Source organism: Pandoraea sp. (assembly GCF_041919235.1).
Taxonomy (GTDB): Bacteria; Pseudomonadota; Gammaproteobacteria; order Burkholderiales; family Burkholderiaceae; genus Pandoraea.
On sequence record NZ_JAYRUC010000030.1, the window covers coordinates 16,360 to 32,316 of the forward strand.

Below are 15,957 nucleotides of genomic sequence, written 5' to 3' on the forward strand. Positions count from 1 at the left end.
AGATCGCACACCATGATGGACCCGATGTTTGAGAAGGATTACGGCACGCCACGCCGCGAATCGACGCAGGAAGTCACGCTGGAGATCGACGGCGAACAGGTCACCGTGCCCGCAGGCACCTCGATCATGCGCGCCGCCTCCGAGGGCGGCGTGAACGTGCCCAAGCTGTGCGCCACCGACTCGCTCGAGCCGTTCGGATCGTGCCGTCTGTGTCTCGTCGAGATCGAAGGCCGGCGTGGCTACCCCGCGTCGTGCACGACGCCCGTCGAACCCGGCATGAAAGTGCGCACGCAATCGCCGAAGCTGCAAGCGCTGCGCAAGGGCGTGATGGAGTTGTATATCTCCGATCACCCGCTCGACTGTCTGACGTGCGCCGCGAATGGCGACTGCGAGCTGCAAGACATGGCCGGCGTGACCGGCCTGCGGGAAGTGCGCTATGGCTTCGACGGCGCCAATCACTTCGACAGCGAGAAAGACGAGTCGAACCCCTACTTCACCTACGACGCGTCGAAGTGCATTGTCTGCAATCGCTGCGTGCGCGCCTGTGAGGAAACGCAAGGCACCTTCGCGCTGACGATCTCGGGACGCGGCTTCGAAGCGCGCGTCTCGGCCGGGCAGGACCAGCCGTTCATGGATTCGGAGTGCGTGTCGTGCGGCGCCTGCGTGGCCGCGTGTCCTACCGCGACGCTGCAGGAAAAATCGGTCATTCATCTCGGTCAGGCCGAGCACGCCAAGATCACCACCTGCGCCTACTGCGGCGTGGGGTGTTCGTTCAAGGCGGAGATGAAGGGTAACGAAGTCGTGCGCATGGTGCCGCACAAGGACGGTCAGGCCAACGAAGGCCACGCCTGCGTGAAAGGCCGCTTTGCCTGGGGCTACGCCACGCACAAGGACCGCATTCTAACGCCCAAGATTCGCAAGAAGATCACCGATCCGTGGCAGGACGTGTCGTGGGACGAGGCGCTCGACTACGCGGCGTCCGAGTTCAAGCGCATTCAGGCCAAGTACGGGCGCGACTCGATCGGCGGCCTGGTGTCCTCGCGCTGCACGAACGAAGAAGACTACCTGGTTCAGAAGCTGGTACGCGCCGCATTCGGCAACAACAATGTCGACACCTGCGCACGCGTGTGCCACTCGCCCACCGGCTACGGTCTGAAGGCGACGCTCGGCGAATCGGCCGGCACGCAGACCTTCAAGTCGGTCGAGCACTCGGACGTGATTCTCGTGATGGGTGCGAACCCGACCGATGGTCATCCGGTGTTCGGCTCGCGCATGAAGAAGCGGCTGCGCGAAGGCGCCAAGCTGATCGTGATCGACCCGCGTCGCATCGATCTCGTGCAAAGCCCGCACGTCAAGGCCGACTATCACCTGCAACTGCGCCCCGGCACGAACGTGGCGATGATCAATGCGCTCGCCCATGTCATCGTGACCGAAGGCCTGATGGACGACGCGTTCATCGCCCAGCGCTGCGAGGATCGCGCCTTCCAGCAATGGCGGGAGTTCACCGCCCGTGCCGAGAACTCCCCCGAAGCCACCGAAGTGCACACCGGCGTGCCTGCGCACCTCGTGCGCGGTGCCGCGCGCCTGTATGCCAAGGGGGGCAACGCGGCGATCTACTACGGTCTGGGTGTGACCGAGCATGCACAGGGCTCGACGACGGTGATCGGTATCGCCAACCTCGCCATGGCGACCGGCAACATCGGCCGTGAAGGCGTGGGCGTGAATCCGCTGCGCGGCCAGAACAACGTGCAGGGCTCGTGCGACATGGGCGCATTCCCGCACGAGCTGCCGGGCTATCGTCATGTGTCGGATTCGAGCGCGCGTGCGCTGTTCGAAGCGGAGTGGGGGGTCGAGCTGCAAGCCGAACCAGGGCTGCGTATCCCGAACATGTTCGACGCCGCCATCGCGGGGACCTTCATGGGTCTGTACTGTCAGGGCGAGGACATCGTGCAGTCCGACCCCAACACGCAGCACGTGACGCATGCGCTCGAACAGATGGAGTGCATCGTCGTGCAGGACATCTTCCTGAACGAGACGGCCAAGTACGCGCATGTGCTGCTGCCGGGCTCGTCGTTCCTGGAGAAGGACGGCACGTTCACCAACGCCGAGCGCCGCATCTCGCGTGTGCGTCAGGTCATGCCGCCACGCGCCGGCTACGCCGACTGGGAAGTCACGATTCAACTGGCCAAGCGTCTGGGCTACGAGATGAATTACGCGCACCCGTCGGAAATCATGGACGAGATCGCACGCCTCACGCCGACGTTTACCGGCGTGAGCTACGAGAAGCTCGACCGGCTGGGCAGCGTGCAGTGGCCGTGCAACGACGCCGCGCCGGATGGTACCCCCGTCATGCACATCAACGAGTTCGTGCGCGGCAAGGGCAAGTTCCTCATCACGCAATACGTGCCGACGGATGAAAAGGTCACGCGCCGTTTCCCGCTCATCCTCACCACCGGGCGAATTCTGTCGCAATACAACGTCGGTGCACAGACGCGCCGTACTGAGAACGTGCACTGGCACGACGAAGACCGGCTCGAGATTCATCCGCACGACGCGGAAGAGCGTGGCGTGAAGGACGGCGACTGGGTCGGCATTCAGAGTCGCGCGGGCGAGACCGTGCTGCGTGCCGTCGTGAGTGAGCGGGTGCAGCCAGGCGTGGTGTACACCACCTTCCACTTCCCGGAGTCGGGTGCGAACGTGATCACCACCGACAACTCGGACTGGGCGACGAACTGCCCCGAGTACAAGGTGACGGCGGTGCAGGTCACGCCGGTTGCGCAGCCTTCGGAATGGCAGCGCCAGTACTCGGACTTCAACCGTCAGCAGGAGGCATTCCTGGAGCAGGCGCGCGGCGCAGCCGAGGTCGGTACACGCTAAGTCGTCGAAGGAAGGAAGCGACGCGCGCCGCCTCGTCGAATGCGCTCGAGGCGGCGCGCTGCAACGGACAATCCGCGTCCAGCGCCGGCGAGTTCCGGCGAGTTCCGGCGAGTTCCGGCGAGCTTCGCCGTCTATTGCCAGAAGACGGTGCGGCGGACGCGAGATTGACCACGAGACGCATGGCAACACACGCATAGAGAACGATTTAGGGGACAGAACAGATCATGGACACCGACAACCTGGTCAAGATGGCCAATCAGATCGGGGACTTCTTCGAGACGATGCCCGACCGTAGCGAGGCGCTCGAGAACATTGCAGGCCATCTGCGACGCTTCTGGGCGCCGCGCATGCGCATGACGATCCTTGAGCATCTCGAAGCCACCGACGGGCATGGCATGCGCGAGATCGTCGTGGCGGCGATTACCGCCCATCGTGCCGAACTCTGGCCACGCAGCTGAGCCGAGCACCGGACATTGGCGGATCGGCGGATCGGCGGATCGGCGGGCATTGCCCCGGCCCGCCACGCGATGCCTGCCGCACCGCCGATCACGAGGCGTCACGCCACGAGGTCGGCGAACCGCTTCGTCTCGATGATGCACCGTGCGAGCGCTTGTATCGGGCAACGAAGCGCCATTGGCCGCCGACGACGCGTCGCCGGCTGAAGTTATCCACACCCTTTGTGGATAACCCACTGGATAACCTGCCGTCGCCTTCCCGAACGCCCCACGGAAAGAGGCTGTCAAGAGCCTTGCTCAGAAAACAGTCAGCCGCGGAACAAATTTTCGGCTTGACGCTCAGCCCCCTCCCTGCTCAAGCGCCATTCCGCTCGTTTGCCGTCGCATCGGGCTCCTTCGGAACCGACCAACCGACCAACCGACCCACTGGCTAACCGGCCAACCGACTATCCCGCGGTAGCGGGCACATCGGGCACATCGGGCGGCGATTGGGGCGCGACGCGCAGCGCCGCCAGCACCTGCCCCTGTCCGAGCACCGCGTCCGGCGCCTGCTGCAACGCCAGGCGGTAACGCTCGCCGAACTCGGCGTCGGCGTTGCGGAACAGCTTGGCGGCCTCATCGGCCAGCGCGACCCCGGTGTCTGCCGGCGGCGGGGTCTGCTCGAGCCACTCGTCGAGCGCGACGATCAGGCGCGAGAGCGGGTCAAGCCAGCGAAACCAGGGGTCTTCGGTCAGTAACTGCACGAAGCGGCCGGTCGGCACCGGTCCGAAGATGGCTTCGTACTGCAAACGATCGTTCGCAATCAATACCTTGTGCTGCGCGAGCAGCGCGGCGCGCAGCGCCTGCATGGCGGACATCTGGGCGGCACTGGCCGGCGTGAATTCGATCGGTTCGGTCATCGATCTCCCCCGGGAAGGTCGGAAAGGTTAGGAAGCGGAATTGGAAAGCGTCTGACATGCTCTTTAGGACTTGGCCCATAGCCAACAGACGTCCGGGTCACGATACTACACGGGTCTCGCAAACACCTCGCGAGATCAGGCTTTCACTTCCCCGTGGGAGGCCTGCTTCCTCACCCGCCGACCCGGCGGGTTTTTTTAGAACGGGACCGTGAGCTTCGCGTCGATCGACTGAAAGCGATACGACCAGCCTGGCGGGCCGCTCGATGCGGGCATCCACGGCGCGTTGAGACGCTGCATCAGCGACACATCCAGCTTCGAGGTGCCCAGATAGTGGGTGTGGCTCAGCCCCACCTCGGCATAGCTGTCATAGGTGCGCGCAGCGTTCAGATCTTCGGTGCGGCTATGGTTGTAGCGCAGTTCGAGGCCGGTCGACCCATTGGCCGTGAAGTCGAACGCGCGGCGCACGCGCCATTGCAGCGTTTGCGTCTGCGAGGTGCCGGCCGCCATCTGATCCGTGGCCGCATTGGCCTTGCCCGTGATCCCGACGGTCCAGTCCGCATCGATCGGCAACGAGTAATTGGCCGACAGATCGCGGTTCGTGGCATCGCGACGGGCGTTCTGAAAATCCTGACTCAACGTCGTATTGAACTTGCCGTCCATGCCCAGCGGGTTGTTCAGCAACAGGTTCGCCGTGCCCTGCATCTTGCCGGTGGTCGTCATGCCGCTGTTGTTTATTCCCACACTGAACTTGTAAGGGCGTTCGTTCAAGACCTGAAGGCCTACGGCACCCTCGCCGGGGGTACGGCTTCGAGTGGCGATGAACGGCAACGATTCGTCGCGCACGACGAGTCCCCCGCGCATCAGCATGCGAATGTTGCGATCCGCGCGGCTTTCGTGACGCGGCAGTCCGCGCAGACAGGCGGCGCGGGCGAGGAAGGCGTTGGGAGGGGCGACGTCGGGTGCCACCGGCGGCGCGATTGCCGCCGATGCCGCCGATGCCGCAGCATCCAGATCGACGGCGGAGATCGCCGTGCCGTCGGCACTCAGTTCCGGGGCCACGGCAAAGTCGGCTGCCGGTAGCGGCGGCGACGCAGGCGACACTTGCGCGACCGGCGCACTTGCCGCACCGTCCACGCCCGGCGCCACTGGCGACGGATCTGCGCTCGACGCCAAGTCACCGGATGCTGGCTGCGGGGCCTGGGCGGCTGCCGCAGCTCGCGTGGCCGCCTCGCGATCGACGGCGGCGGCGACCTCGCTCGGATCTCCCCCTGCGAACAGGGCAATGGGATCGGTTGCGGCGTCCGGATCCGGTACCGCCGGCTGCGGCGGAGGCGGCACGAAATACTGGGGTGCAAGACCACGGTCCCACAGCCCGTAGGACACTGCGTTGCTCTCAGTGAAACATGGCGGATCGGGATCCGAGAACAAGGCTTGCGCGTGCGCGACCGTCACCGTCCCCGTGCTCAGGCACATGGCCAGCAGGAGATGACGCCGCACGACCAGCTTTACCGACATTCGACACCTGCAAATTCCACCCCCACGCTGATGACGTCCACCGGCGTCGTGCGCCGCTTCCGACATGAGGGGGTGCTGTAGCGACAAGCCCGTATTTTACGTCGATCGTATGACGCACGGCCAGTCGCATAAGGTCGGGAACTCTTTCGAAAGATTGCCACTCTTATCGCGTGACTTCCCCTGTAGTGATTTTTGCCCGCCTCGCGCGGGCATTTTTATTGCCCTCCGTAATCGACTTCCGTCGCGCGGAAATGGTCGACCACGCGCCTGAGGTGCCGGCGCCAAGCAGACGCCCGTCCGGGCAACGCGTGACGACGCCGGTCGCGTGTTCGAGCAAGGCGCGTTCGGGCGTGACGGACTGCAATCTCACTTGGGGGCGCGAATCTCGTGAATCGTGCCGGGTCCCCAGCCAGTGGACTCCCACATCCCGTCTCGCAACGTCCATTCGTGATCGCCCGTCTCCTCCCAATGCGGCGGCGTGTAGCGCATGCCGGGCCGCTTGGGCGCCATGTGCCCATCGACCCAGGCGTAACGGCCGTCGCTCCATTGCCAGTACCCCGGCACCCAGAACTGTCCCTGGGGCGCCGCGTGCGGGTTCTCGAAGCGCGGCGGCGGCGGACCGCGTTGCAGCGTCACGTCGGCGAGTACCGGCAGGCTCATCAGGCATAAAAGTGCGGCGAGTGCGCTGCGGCGGCGCGCAGACGACGTGCTCGCCAAGGTCACGAAGGACGTGCGCATTGACAGCGACAAGGACGGCATACACAGACTTTCATTGAGAACGGAGAAGCTTGGCATTGTACCTTTCGGGTCCGACATGCACCCTCGCGCCCTCGCCACGTCACCTTGTCGCGTCGCCACGCATCTTGTCGCCTCGCCACGCACCTTGTTCGGCCCGACGCCAGCCAGACCTTATAATCGGTGCACTCTCCACCCGCCGCCGAGCGCGGATTCTCCGAATTCCGTTGGAACCCCGCGAACGACTGCCGCACAGCGACCCCATGAACCCTGCCCCTGCGGCCGTCGGTCACCGCCAACTCCTTCGTCTGGCGGTACCCATTGTGCTCGCCAATCTCACCCAGCCCTTGCTCTCGGCCGTCGACACCGCCGTAGCCGGTCATCTGCCGGGACCGGCTTATCTGGGCGGCGTGGCCCTCGGTGCCCTGCTGCTGAACCTGATCTTCTGGGGCTTCTCGTTCCTGCGCATGGGCACCACGGGTCTGGCCGCGCAGGCGTTCGGCGCGCGCGACGCCGAGCGACTGCGCGACACGCTCGCGCGTGCACTGGCCCTGGCGTTTGCCATCGGCGCCGCGCTGCTGGTCCTGCGCACGCCGCTGGTGTCGCTCGGGGTGTCGTGGCTCGGCGGCAGCGAACAAGTGCAAGCCTTGGGCCGTGAGTACGCGAGCATTCGCATGCTCGCCGCGCCGCTGGCGCTCGCGAACTATGTCGTGCTCGGCTATCTGCTGGCGTGTCAACGCGTGCGGCAAGGGTTGGCCCTGCAGGTGTTCATCAATCTCGTGAACATCGTGGCGGTGCTTGTCTTCGTTCGCGGGTTCGGCGCGGGCGTGACCGGCATCGCAGCGGCGACCGCGCTGGCTGACGTACTCGGCTTTGCGCTGGGCGCCTGGCTGCTTTGGCGCGCGCGCACTCCCGGACTGCCGCCGCTGCGGCTGGCCACGCTCGTCGAGCGCGGCGCATTGTCTCGCCTGCTGCGGCTCAATCTCGACATCTTCTTGCGCACGTTGTTCCTTCAGCTCACCTTCGCATGGTTCGCACGCGTCGGCGCGAGGCTTGGCGACACCACGCTCGCCGCCAACGCGCTGCTCTTGAACTTCCAGACGTTCATGGCGTTCGGACTCGACGGCTTTGCCCATGCGGCCGAAGCGCTCGTGGGCGCCTATGTCGGTGCACGCCAGCGCGCGGCGCTGTTGCATGCGATCCGACTATCGCTCGGCTGGGCGCTGGGCTGCGCCATCGCGTTTGCGCTCGTCTTCGCGGTGGCAGGCGGGACCATCATCGATACCCTCACCGATCAGCCTGTGCTACGCGTCACCGCGCGCGAATTCCTGCCCTGGGCGGTGCTCTCGCCAATGGTTGCCGTGTGGTGTTTCCAGCTCGACGGTGTATTCATCGGAGCAACGCGTACGCGCGAACTGCTCACCTCCTCACTGATCGGCCTGGCGGTGTTTGGCGCCGTCATGCCGTTCACGCTCGACGCATGGGGCAATCACGGCTTGTGGGTGGCGCTCATGGCATTTCTCGCCACACGCGGCATCGTGCTGGGCGCCCTGCTACCGCGTGTCTGGCAAGGTCTGCCGCACCGGGCCGCGTAATCGGCACACGTCATCGGCACGCGTCATCGGCACGCGCATCGAGGCACGTAATCGAGACGCAGCCCGACTCAGCGAACGCACACGGACTCATTCCTCGTGAATACGGGCCAGCGCGGCAGCGTGCAGTTCGGCGTTGGCGGCGGCCAACACACGCCCCTGCGAGGTGAGCGTGAGGGGCTGGCCCTCCCAATCGGTGATGACACCGCCTGCGGCTTCGATCACCGGCGCCACCGCCAGATAGTCATAGGTCTGCAGACCGGCTTCCATGACCAGTTCGATATGTCCGCTCGCCAGCAACCCGTAAGCGTAGCAATCGCCCCCGAAGCGACGGCGACTCACCGCCTTCGTCAAACGCTCGAATTGAGCGTACTCCGAGGCATCGAAGATGTCGGGTGAGGTCGCGTAGACGGTCGCGTCAGCGAGCACGGTCACCGGGCTGGTGGTGCACGGTTCGCTGCCGAAGCGGGCTTCGCGCACGCCGCTGGCCGGGTCGTTCACGCCGACCCAGCGCTCGCCCGTCGCCGGAATATCGATCAGTCCGACGACCGGCTTGCCGTGATGCAGCAGGGCAAGCAAGGTGCCCCACAGCGGATGTCCCGTAATGAAGCTGCGCGTGCCATCGATCGGATCGACCGACCAGACGAATTCCGCATCCACGCCGCGCTTGCCGAACTCTTCCCCCCAGATCCCGTGCGACGGATAGCGCGCCGCGATCTGTTCGCGCAGCGCCGTCTCGACTTCGCGATCCGCGATCGTGACCGGACTCTCGTCGGCCTTGTCGTCGACGCTCAGACGCCGGCGGAACCAGCCCAGCGACAGCGGCCTGACAGCATCGGCCATCGAAGCGGCGAAAGCCGCATACTCGGCAACAGCGGGTACGGACGACATGCACGAATCTCCTCGCAGAAGTACCGCGCGCAGCGGCAAAAAATGGAAACCAGTAGACGAATGGCGATCATACGCGTTCGCAGGCGCGCCGGCCCGTCCATGCGAGCGGCATCGACGGGAACCGGCACTTGATACGTCCTGACGCGCGCCGGCACGAACGCCCCGACCTGGTGCAAATTTGCTATGCTCGCGACCTGAACCGGGCCGTGTCCCGCCCCCCTCTCTGCGCTCCCTCATACAGGACACCCATGCTTTCCGGTCGCGGCGTGATGCTCTCTGTGTCGGCATCCGTCATGTTTGCCGTCATGCCAGCCCTCGTCTCGCAGTTGACGCCCCTGTCCGGGCTGGACGTGTTCGCCTGGCGCATTCTGCTGACGCTGCCCGGCGCGCTTGTCATCGTGACGGCGCTGCGCCGGTGGCATGTGCTGCGCAGCACGCTCTCGCATGTGTTGCATCGCCCTGCGCTGCTCGGCGCCGTGCTCCTGTGCGCGGTGCTGCTGAGCGTTCAGCTCTGGCTGTTTGTCTGGGCACCGCTGCAACAGCGCCTGCTCGATGTCTCGCTCGGCTACTTCCTGTTGCCGCTCACGATGGTGCTGGCCGGACGCACGGTCTATCACGAGCGACTGAGCCCGTTGCAGATGGCCGCCGTGGCCGTCGCCGCGCTGGGCGTGGCCCACGAACTCTGGGCGACGCGCGCGATATCCTGGGTAACGGCGCTCATCATGTTCGGCTATCCGCCCTACTTCATGCTGCGCCGCAGGCTAAGGCTCGACGCGCTCAGCGGCTTCATTCTGGAGATCGTCGCGATGACGCCCGTGGCCGCCGTCGTGCTCTGGCAGGCGTGGGCGCAAAACGCCATAGTGCTTGGCGAGCCGCGCTACTGGGTCTGGTTGCCCGCGCTCGGTCTGCTCAGCGCCGGTGCACTTGCGAGCACGTTGGGGGCCGCGCGCGTGCTGCCGATCGGGCTGTATGGCATTCTCGGCTACGTGGAACCCGTGCTGCTCTTCGCTGTCTCGATCTTTCTCCTCGGCGAGCCGTTTACGGCGCGCGGTCTGTGGACCTATCTGCCGATCTGGTTCGGCGTTGCGCTCATCGTGTTCGACAGTCTGCGAACGCTCCACCGCCAGCGTCAGGCGAGCCTCGCGGGCCGTACGCACACGCGCGCCGAGACACCTTGAGGCATATGCCTCAAGCGGGGCCGGCCCTGACGGTAAGGCCACCACGCCGCGTTATACTCGCGAGAGCCTGTAAGACGACCATTATGAAAAATCCTGCCAAGATCGCCATTCTGATTTCCTCGGGGCTTGTCACTGTTGCGCTGTCCGCCTGCGGCACTTCCGCGCCGTTGTTCACGGCGGACGGGCGCCCCACCCAGCAAATCCACTGTTCGGCCACCCGCGCCGGAGACTGCGAGGAGCGCGCGCGCACGCAATGCGCGCAAAAGGGCTATGACGTGCTCACACGCGATGTGAACGACGGCGTCGCGAATCTCGTGATCGCCTGCGAGCCGAACTGAGCGCCCACGTGTTCCGGATACTGAAACGCCGCTCGCTTCCCGGCGCCGCGTGACCTCGCGGGCACGCGCGCGCCGTTGGAATTTCGATGGGTTATTGCGCCCGGTCAATGCGACGCCGTCACGCGAGATGACTTTCGACGCTCGCGGTGGGAGAATGAAAAACGTGCCGGCGACTTGTCGCACATCGCGATCTCGATGACGGATCTGGCGATTCGGGCTACGCGGCAAGCTTTCACGCAATTTCAGATCAAAGAGGACACCATCATGTATGAACGCATTCTGGTCTCGATCGACGGCAGCACGCCCTCGAACCGAGCCATCGACGAAGCGGTTAAGCTTGTGGCGCTCAGCCAGGGCAAGATTCGCCTGGTGTCGGTCGTTCCCTCGCTTGCCAACGCCTATGCTGCCGGGGCCTACAGCGGCTTCGTGCCCCTGGAGAGCCAGGAGTCGTTCGAGCAGGAAACCCGTGAAATTCTCGCGACGGCACAGGCCGGGCTGAAGCAGCGCGGTGTCGATGCCGAGACGAAGCTCATCACGCTCGAAGCCGGCACCGATGAAATCGCCGATGCCGTACTGCGCGAAGCGCAGGCGTGGAACGCCGACGTGATCGTGCTCGGCACGCACGGCCGCCGCGGGATCAACCGCCTGCTGCTCGGTAGCGTTGCCGAAACGCTGCTGCGCATCACCACGCTGCCAATCCTGCTCGTCAAGGCCACCGACAAGTAAGCCCGCAAGCGGCGATCTCGCCAGGGCAAGTAAAGACACGGCACGCTCCTGCGTGCCGTTTTGCATTTTGTGACCGCTCGACGCTGTCAGCCCCATGCCAGGTGCTCGATGATGGACGCTCGGTGGTGGGCACTTGATCACGGGGCGCTCGACGTCCCGCGCCGCCACGCCATTCAACGAATGCCGGCCCGCATGAACGACTGCACGAACTGGCGCTGAAAGAGCAGAAATGCGACGAACAGCGGCGCGGCGGTCATCAACGTCGCCGCCGTGATCATCGACCAGTCGATGCCCTGATCGGTCGACGCAAACACCTGAAGGCCGACCGTGAGCGGACGTGTCTCGACGGAGTTCGTCACGATGAGCGGCCACAGGAAGTTGTTCCAGTGATGACTGATCGATACCAGCGCGTAGGCGACATACACCGGGCGGGCAAGCGGCACATACACGCGCCAGAGCACCTGCCACGCGTTGGCGCCTTCCACGCGCGCCGCGTCATCTAATTCGCGCGGCACGGTCTTGAACGCCTGACGCAACAGGAAGATGCCGAACGCCGACGCGAAGTATGGCAACGCAATGCCGAAGATCGTGTCGCGCAGCCCCATCCACGCGATGGTGCGATAGTTCTCGACGATCAGCACATCGGGCATGACCATCAACTGGAGCAACACGATCATGAACGCCACCTCGCTGCCGCGAAACGTGAAGCGCGCGAAGGCATACGCCGCCAGCGTGCCCAGCACGAGTTGCGCCGCAAGGATCACCGTCACCAGAACGAACGTATTGACGAGATAGCGTCCAAACGGTGCCGCTTGCCACGCGTGCACGAAATTCTCGAGTGTGAGCGGCGCACTCAGCGAAAAGTGGGTGGCATAGGCGGACGGATGGAACGCACTCCACAGGGCATAGAGCAGCGGCAGCAGCCACAGCAGGCCGAGCAACCATGCACCGACGACGTCGAGCGGCGTCGTGTGACCGGTCGCGGAAAACGCCGCAAGGGCGGCACCTGGCTTTGCGGGCTTGCGCGCGGCCGTGGTCGGGCTGGCAGAGGTCGTCATTGATAGTGCGTGCGTGAGTCGAGCAGACGGAATTTCACGAAGGCGACGACGGCGAGCAGCGTGAGCAAGACCACCGTGAGCGCTGCCGCGTAAGAGGTATCCCAAAAACTAAAGGCCACCTGATAGATGTAGTACAGCAGCAGTTGTGTGGCGTTGTCGGGTCCGCCGCGCGTCATCACGATAATGTGATCGACGAGACGGAACGCGTTGATGACGGCATTGATCACCACGAACACGGTCGTGGGCATGAGCAACGGCCACTGAACGCGGCGAAAGAACTGCCAGCGCGAAGCGCCTTCGAGCGCCGCCGCCTCGGCGAGGGTGGGCGAAATCTGTTGCAGCGCGGCCAGATAGAAGATCATGAAGAACCCGGCCTCCTTCCAGACCGTCACGACCATCAGCGCCGGGAGTGCGGTGTCGGGTTGCCCGAGCCAGTTGTGATCGCCCCACCCGAGCGCCTGCGAAATCTGCGCAATGAGGCCGTACTGCGGCGTGTAGAAGAACAGCCAAATGTTCGCCACGGCAATCATCGGCAAAATCGCGGGCGTGAAGTAGGCGAGACGCAACAACGCGCGCCCCGGCACCTGCCGATGCACCCACAGCGCCATGACGATCGCGAGCGCAATCGCTGCGGGCACGGTGACCAGCGCGAACAGGAGGTTGTTGCGCAGCGCCTGCCAGAAGACGGGGTCGTCGATCAGAAGCCGATAATTCTCGGCGCCGACATAGACGGACGGCATCCCGGCGCGGGCCGTTGAGAAAAAGCTGTGCCACAGCGTGGCGACGGCCGGATAGTGGGTGAAGGCGACGAGCAGCACCAGCGCCGGACACAGCAGCAGCCAGGGCACCCACGAAGCAGAAGAGCGATTCATCGACGGTCCATCGATTCAACACGCGAGGCCGTGAACATCGCGGTCGCCGCGACATCCAGGGCCTCGCATTTCAACGAGACTGACAGCGAAGTCCGGCGACGGCCAGACTCATCGAGCGTACGGACGCAAAATGCGATCCGCTTCGCGTTGCGCGTCATCCAGCGCCTGCTTCGGCGACTTGGTGCCGGTGAGCGCCGCTTGCAGGGCGTCGTTCAGGGCCTTCGTCACGCGTTGGTTGTCGTGCGTCGAGAACTCGGCCACGCTCACCGCGAGCTGATCGCGTGCCACGGCCGCAGCCGGTACCTTCTGCACGTATTGCTTCATCGCCGGGGTTTCCCACGCGGCAGGCGTCACGGCCACGTAGCCCGTGTCGATGCCGAACTGCGCCGCGCGCTCGGGTGAAGTGGCCCATTTGATGAACGTCATCGCCGCCTGCTTTTCTTCCGGCGAGGTCTTCTTGAAGACGTAGAAGTTGCCGCCGCCGGTCGGACTGCCGCCGCGCACCTTGGCCGGCATCTTGCCGACGCCGAACGGGAACGTGGCGTTGGTCCGGATGTTGGTCAGGTTGCCGGTGGTCGTGTAGATGATGGCCGCCTTCTTCTCGAGGAAGTCCTTCGGCGTAGTGCCCCATTCGATCGCGCCCGTCGGCATCGCCTTGTACTTCGTCGCGAGGTCGACCCAGTACTGTAACGACTCGACGGCCTGCGGCGCGTTCAGGAACGTCTTGGTTCCCGACGGATTCATCAGTTCGATGCCGGCCGGCGTGGTGAACGCCTGGAACAGCCAATACGGGAAGCCCACGGACGGCACCTTGATGCCCCACTGCGTCACGTTGCCCGATGCGTCGCGCTTGGTGAGCTTCTGCGCGTCGCTGGCCAGCTCGGCCCAGGTCGCCGGGGCGCGGTCCGGGTCGAGGCCCGCCTCACGGAACATGTCCTTGTTCCAGTACATGACGATGGTCGAGCGCTGGAACGGCACGCCCCAGGTGTGGCCGTTGACGCGCGAGTTCAACATCAGCGCCGGGTAGAAACCGTCGAGCCACTGCTTGTCGGCGGGCGTGTTGGCGATGCTGTCGATGGGCACCACCGCGTCTTCGTCGATCAGCGTGAACACGTCGGCGGCGGCGAGCACGGCCAGTTGCGGCGGCGTGCCGGCCTTCGCCGCTGTCAGGGCCTTGATCACGGAATCCTGGTAAGTCCCGGCATACACCGGCTTGACCTTGATGTTCGGGTGATCCTTCTCGAAGTCGGCGACCAGGTCGTTGATGATCTTCGTCACCGGGCCACCGACGGCCACCGGGTAATAGAACGTGAGTTCGACCGGCTTCTGTTGCGCCATGGCCGACCCGCTCAGGCCGCTCAGGCCGCCCAATGCCAGCGTGGCCAGACTGGCCGCAAACGTTTTCAGAATCGTGCGTCGCATTTCGTTTGGTTCCCCCATGTAAGCGTTGTGGTGATGTGACGGGTTATCGACGCCGGGCCGCCGGAGCGCCGCACCGAGCCGATGCGGCAGGCCGGGTGGCCACGCTCGCGTCAGACGTGTTGTTCCGGGTTGCTCTCGGTCACTGCAGACCCCGGACGCGGCAACGCCGGTGCACGCGCGTCGTGCGGCGCGGCGACGGCGCTTGCAACGACAGACTCGCCGGCGTCGATCGTCTCGCGACCTGCGTCAGCCGCATCGAGGCGTGCGCCGGTGGTCGCGTCGAACAGATGCTGGTCGGCCGCCGCCCATTGCAGACCGATGGCGTCGCCCACGGCGAACGGCCGATGGCCGGGCACCCGCGTGGTGATCTCACCCGCGTCGGCCAGCGTGCAAGCGACGAGCGTGTCCGCGCCCAGATATTCGATGGCACTCACTCTGGCCAGCACCGCGCCCATCGACGTGGGCGGAACCGCGCGCACATGCTCCGGACGCAGGCCGAGCAGCGCGGTGTCGCGCGCACCGGCCGCCACCAACGCCGGGCCGGTCTGCCCGGCGGGCACCAGTGCGTCGCCATGGCGTACGAGACGCAACAATTGCATCGGCGGTGTGCCGATGAAGCTCGCGGCAAAGCGCGTCGCGGGGGTGGCGTAGAGCGTGTGCGGCGCACCGCACTGCTCGATGCGGCCATCTCGCAGCAGCACGACCTGATCGGCCATACTCATCGCTTCGGTTTGATCGTGGGTCACGTAGACGAGCGTCATGCCGAGCTGCTGTTGCAGTGCGCGGATCTCGCGACGCATTTCCTGACGCAGTTGTGCGTCGAGATTCGAGAGCGGTTCGTCCATCAGACACACGGACGTCTCGGCGATCACCGCGCGGCCCAGCGCCACACGCTGTTGCTGACCGCCCGAGAGTTGCGACGGCTTGCGCTCCAGGTACGGCGCCAGCCCGAGCAGCGACGCCACGCGCGCCAGACGTTGCGGATACTCGCGCGCCGGCTCGCCTCGCACGCGCAGCCCGAACAACAGGTTTTCGCGCACTGACAGATGCGGGAAGAGCGCGTACGACTGGAACACCATCGAGAGCTTGCGGCGCGCAGGGGGCAGCGCGGTCACGTCGATGCCGCCAAGCAGAATGCGCCCGGCGCTCGGCGTCTCGAGGCCCGCGATCATGCGCAGCAGGGTCGACTTGCCGCAGCCGGACGGGCCGAGCAGCACCACCAGCGAGCCGGCGTCGGCGGTGAAACTCACACCGTCGAGCGCGTGTGTATTGCCCCACTGCTTGCAGACGGATTCGATGATGAGCGAGGACATGGCCGGATGAACGCAGCGTCACCCGCAAGCGACGCGGGCGACTGGATCGGAAAACCTCGACCATAACCGGTCATCGATGGCAGTTT

At 65.2% G+C, this 15,957-nt stretch carries 14 protein-coding genes; 6 read left to right on the plus strand and 8 right to left on the minus strand.

Annotation, left to right across the window (positions count from 1 at the left end; genetic code table 11):
• The first annotated feature begins 12 nt into the window (after positions 1–12).
• A complete protein-coding gene (gene fdhF / locus ACE3UG_RS20090) occupies positions 13–2,877 on the plus strand; it encodes a formate dehydrogenase subunit alpha (RefSeq protein WP_374627208.1) in 2,865 nt (954 codons plus the stop codon).
• A gap of 224 nt (positions 2,878–3,101) precedes the next feature.
• Positions 3,102–3,335, plus strand: a complete 234-nt coding sequence (locus ACE3UG_RS20095) for a formate dehydrogenase subunit delta (protein WP_094068424.1) — start codon at positions 3,102–3,104, stop codon at positions 3,333–3,335.
• A 443-nt stretch (positions 3,336–3,778) separates the two neighbouring features.
• Here ACE3UG_RS20095 and ACE3UG_RS20100 read toward each other — a convergent pair whose 3' ends face one another.
• The 3 genes from ACE3UG_RS20100 to ACE3UG_RS20110 all read right to left on the minus strand — a co-directional run bounded on the left by ACE3UG_RS20100 (position 3,779) and on the right by ACE3UG_RS20110 (position 6,505).
• Complete coding sequence (locus ACE3UG_RS20100) at positions 3,779–4,231, minus strand: hypothetical protein (RefSeq protein ID WP_374627210.1); 453 nt, start codon at positions 4,229–4,231, stop codon at positions 3,779–3,781.
• Positions 4,232–4,426: 195 nt separating this feature from the next.
• Positions 4,427–5,746 (minus strand): ShlB/FhaC/HecB family hemolysin secretion/activation protein, encoded by a 1,320-nt coding sequence (locus tag ACE3UG_RS20105; RefSeq protein ID WP_374627212.1) that lies wholly within the window; start codon positions 5,744–5,746, stop codon positions 4,427–4,429.
• Positions 5,747–6,112: 366 nt separating this feature from the next.
• Positions 6,113–6,505 carry a YXWGXW repeat-containing protein gene (locus ACE3UG_RS20110; protein ID WP_374627214.1) on the minus strand — a complete coding sequence of 131 codons (393 nt, stop codon included), beginning with the start codon at positions 6,503–6,505 and terminating at the stop codon, positions 6,113–6,115.
• A gap of 239 nt (positions 6,506–6,744) precedes the next feature.
• Here ACE3UG_RS20110 and ACE3UG_RS20115 point away from each other — a divergent pair, with 239 nt between their 5' ends.
• Positions 6,745–8,076 carry an MATE family efflux transporter gene (locus tag ACE3UG_RS20115; protein ID WP_374627216.1) on the plus strand — a complete coding sequence of 444 codons (1,332 nt, stop codon included), beginning with the start codon at positions 6,745–6,747 and terminating at the stop codon, positions 8,074–8,076.
• Between the two features lie 87 nt (positions 8,077–8,163).
• Here ACE3UG_RS20115 and hisN read toward each other — a convergent pair whose 3' ends face one another.
• Entirely contained in the window at positions 8,164–8,964 is an 801-nt protein-coding gene (gene hisN / locus ACE3UG_RS20120) for a histidinol-phosphatase (protein ID WP_374627219.1), read from the minus strand.
• A gap of 248 nt (positions 8,965–9,212) precedes the next feature.
• On the opposite strand from hisN, the gene rarD reads away from it, so the two are divergent.
• The 3 genes from rarD to ACE3UG_RS20135 all read left to right on the plus strand — a co-directional run bounded on the left by rarD (position 9,213) and on the right by ACE3UG_RS20135 (position 11,206).
• Entirely contained in the window at positions 9,213–10,142 is a 930-nt protein-coding gene (gene rarD, locus ACE3UG_RS20125; protein ID WP_374627221.1) for an EamA family transporter RarD, read from the plus strand.
• Between the two features lie 83 nt (positions 10,143–10,225).
• Entirely contained in the window at positions 10,226–10,480 is a 255-nt protein-coding gene (locus tag ACE3UG_RS20130) for a hypothetical protein (RefSeq protein WP_374627223.1), read from the plus strand.
• Positions 10,481–10,744: 264 nt separating this feature from the next.
• A complete protein-coding gene (locus ACE3UG_RS20135; protein ID WP_374627225.1) occupies positions 10,745–11,206 on the plus strand; it encodes a universal stress protein in 462 nt (153 codons plus the stop codon).
• Between the two features lie 173 nt (positions 11,207–11,379).
• On the opposite strand, the gene ACE3UG_RS20140 is transcribed toward ACE3UG_RS20135, so the two are convergent.
• From ACE3UG_RS20140 to ACE3UG_RS20155, 4 genes are all read right to left on the minus strand, one after another.
• Positions 11,380–12,264 carry a carbohydrate ABC transporter permease gene (locus ACE3UG_RS20140; protein ID WP_374627227.1) on the minus strand — a complete coding sequence of 295 codons (885 nt, stop codon included), beginning with the start codon at positions 12,262–12,264 and terminating at the stop codon, positions 11,380–11,382.
• Positions 12,261–13,136, minus strand: a complete 876-nt coding sequence (locus ACE3UG_RS20145; RefSeq protein WP_374627229.1) for a carbohydrate ABC transporter permease — start codon at positions 13,134–13,136, stop codon at positions 12,261–12,263. The genes ACE3UG_RS20140 and ACE3UG_RS20145 overlap by 4 nt, the downstream gene beginning before the upstream one ends.
• Before the next feature lie 108 nt (positions 13,137–13,244).
• Positions 13,245–14,558 carry an ABC transporter substrate-binding protein gene (locus tag ACE3UG_RS20150; protein WP_374627231.1) on the minus strand — a complete coding sequence of 438 codons (1,314 nt, stop codon included), beginning with the start codon at positions 14,556–14,558 and terminating at the stop codon, positions 13,245–13,247.
• A gap of 110 nt (positions 14,559–14,668) precedes the next feature.
• Complete coding sequence (locus tag ACE3UG_RS20155) at positions 14,669–15,871, minus strand: ABC transporter ATP-binding protein (protein WP_374627233.1); 1,203 nt, start codon at positions 15,869–15,871, stop codon at positions 14,669–14,671.
• Between the last annotated feature and the right edge of the window lie 86 nt (positions 15,872–15,957).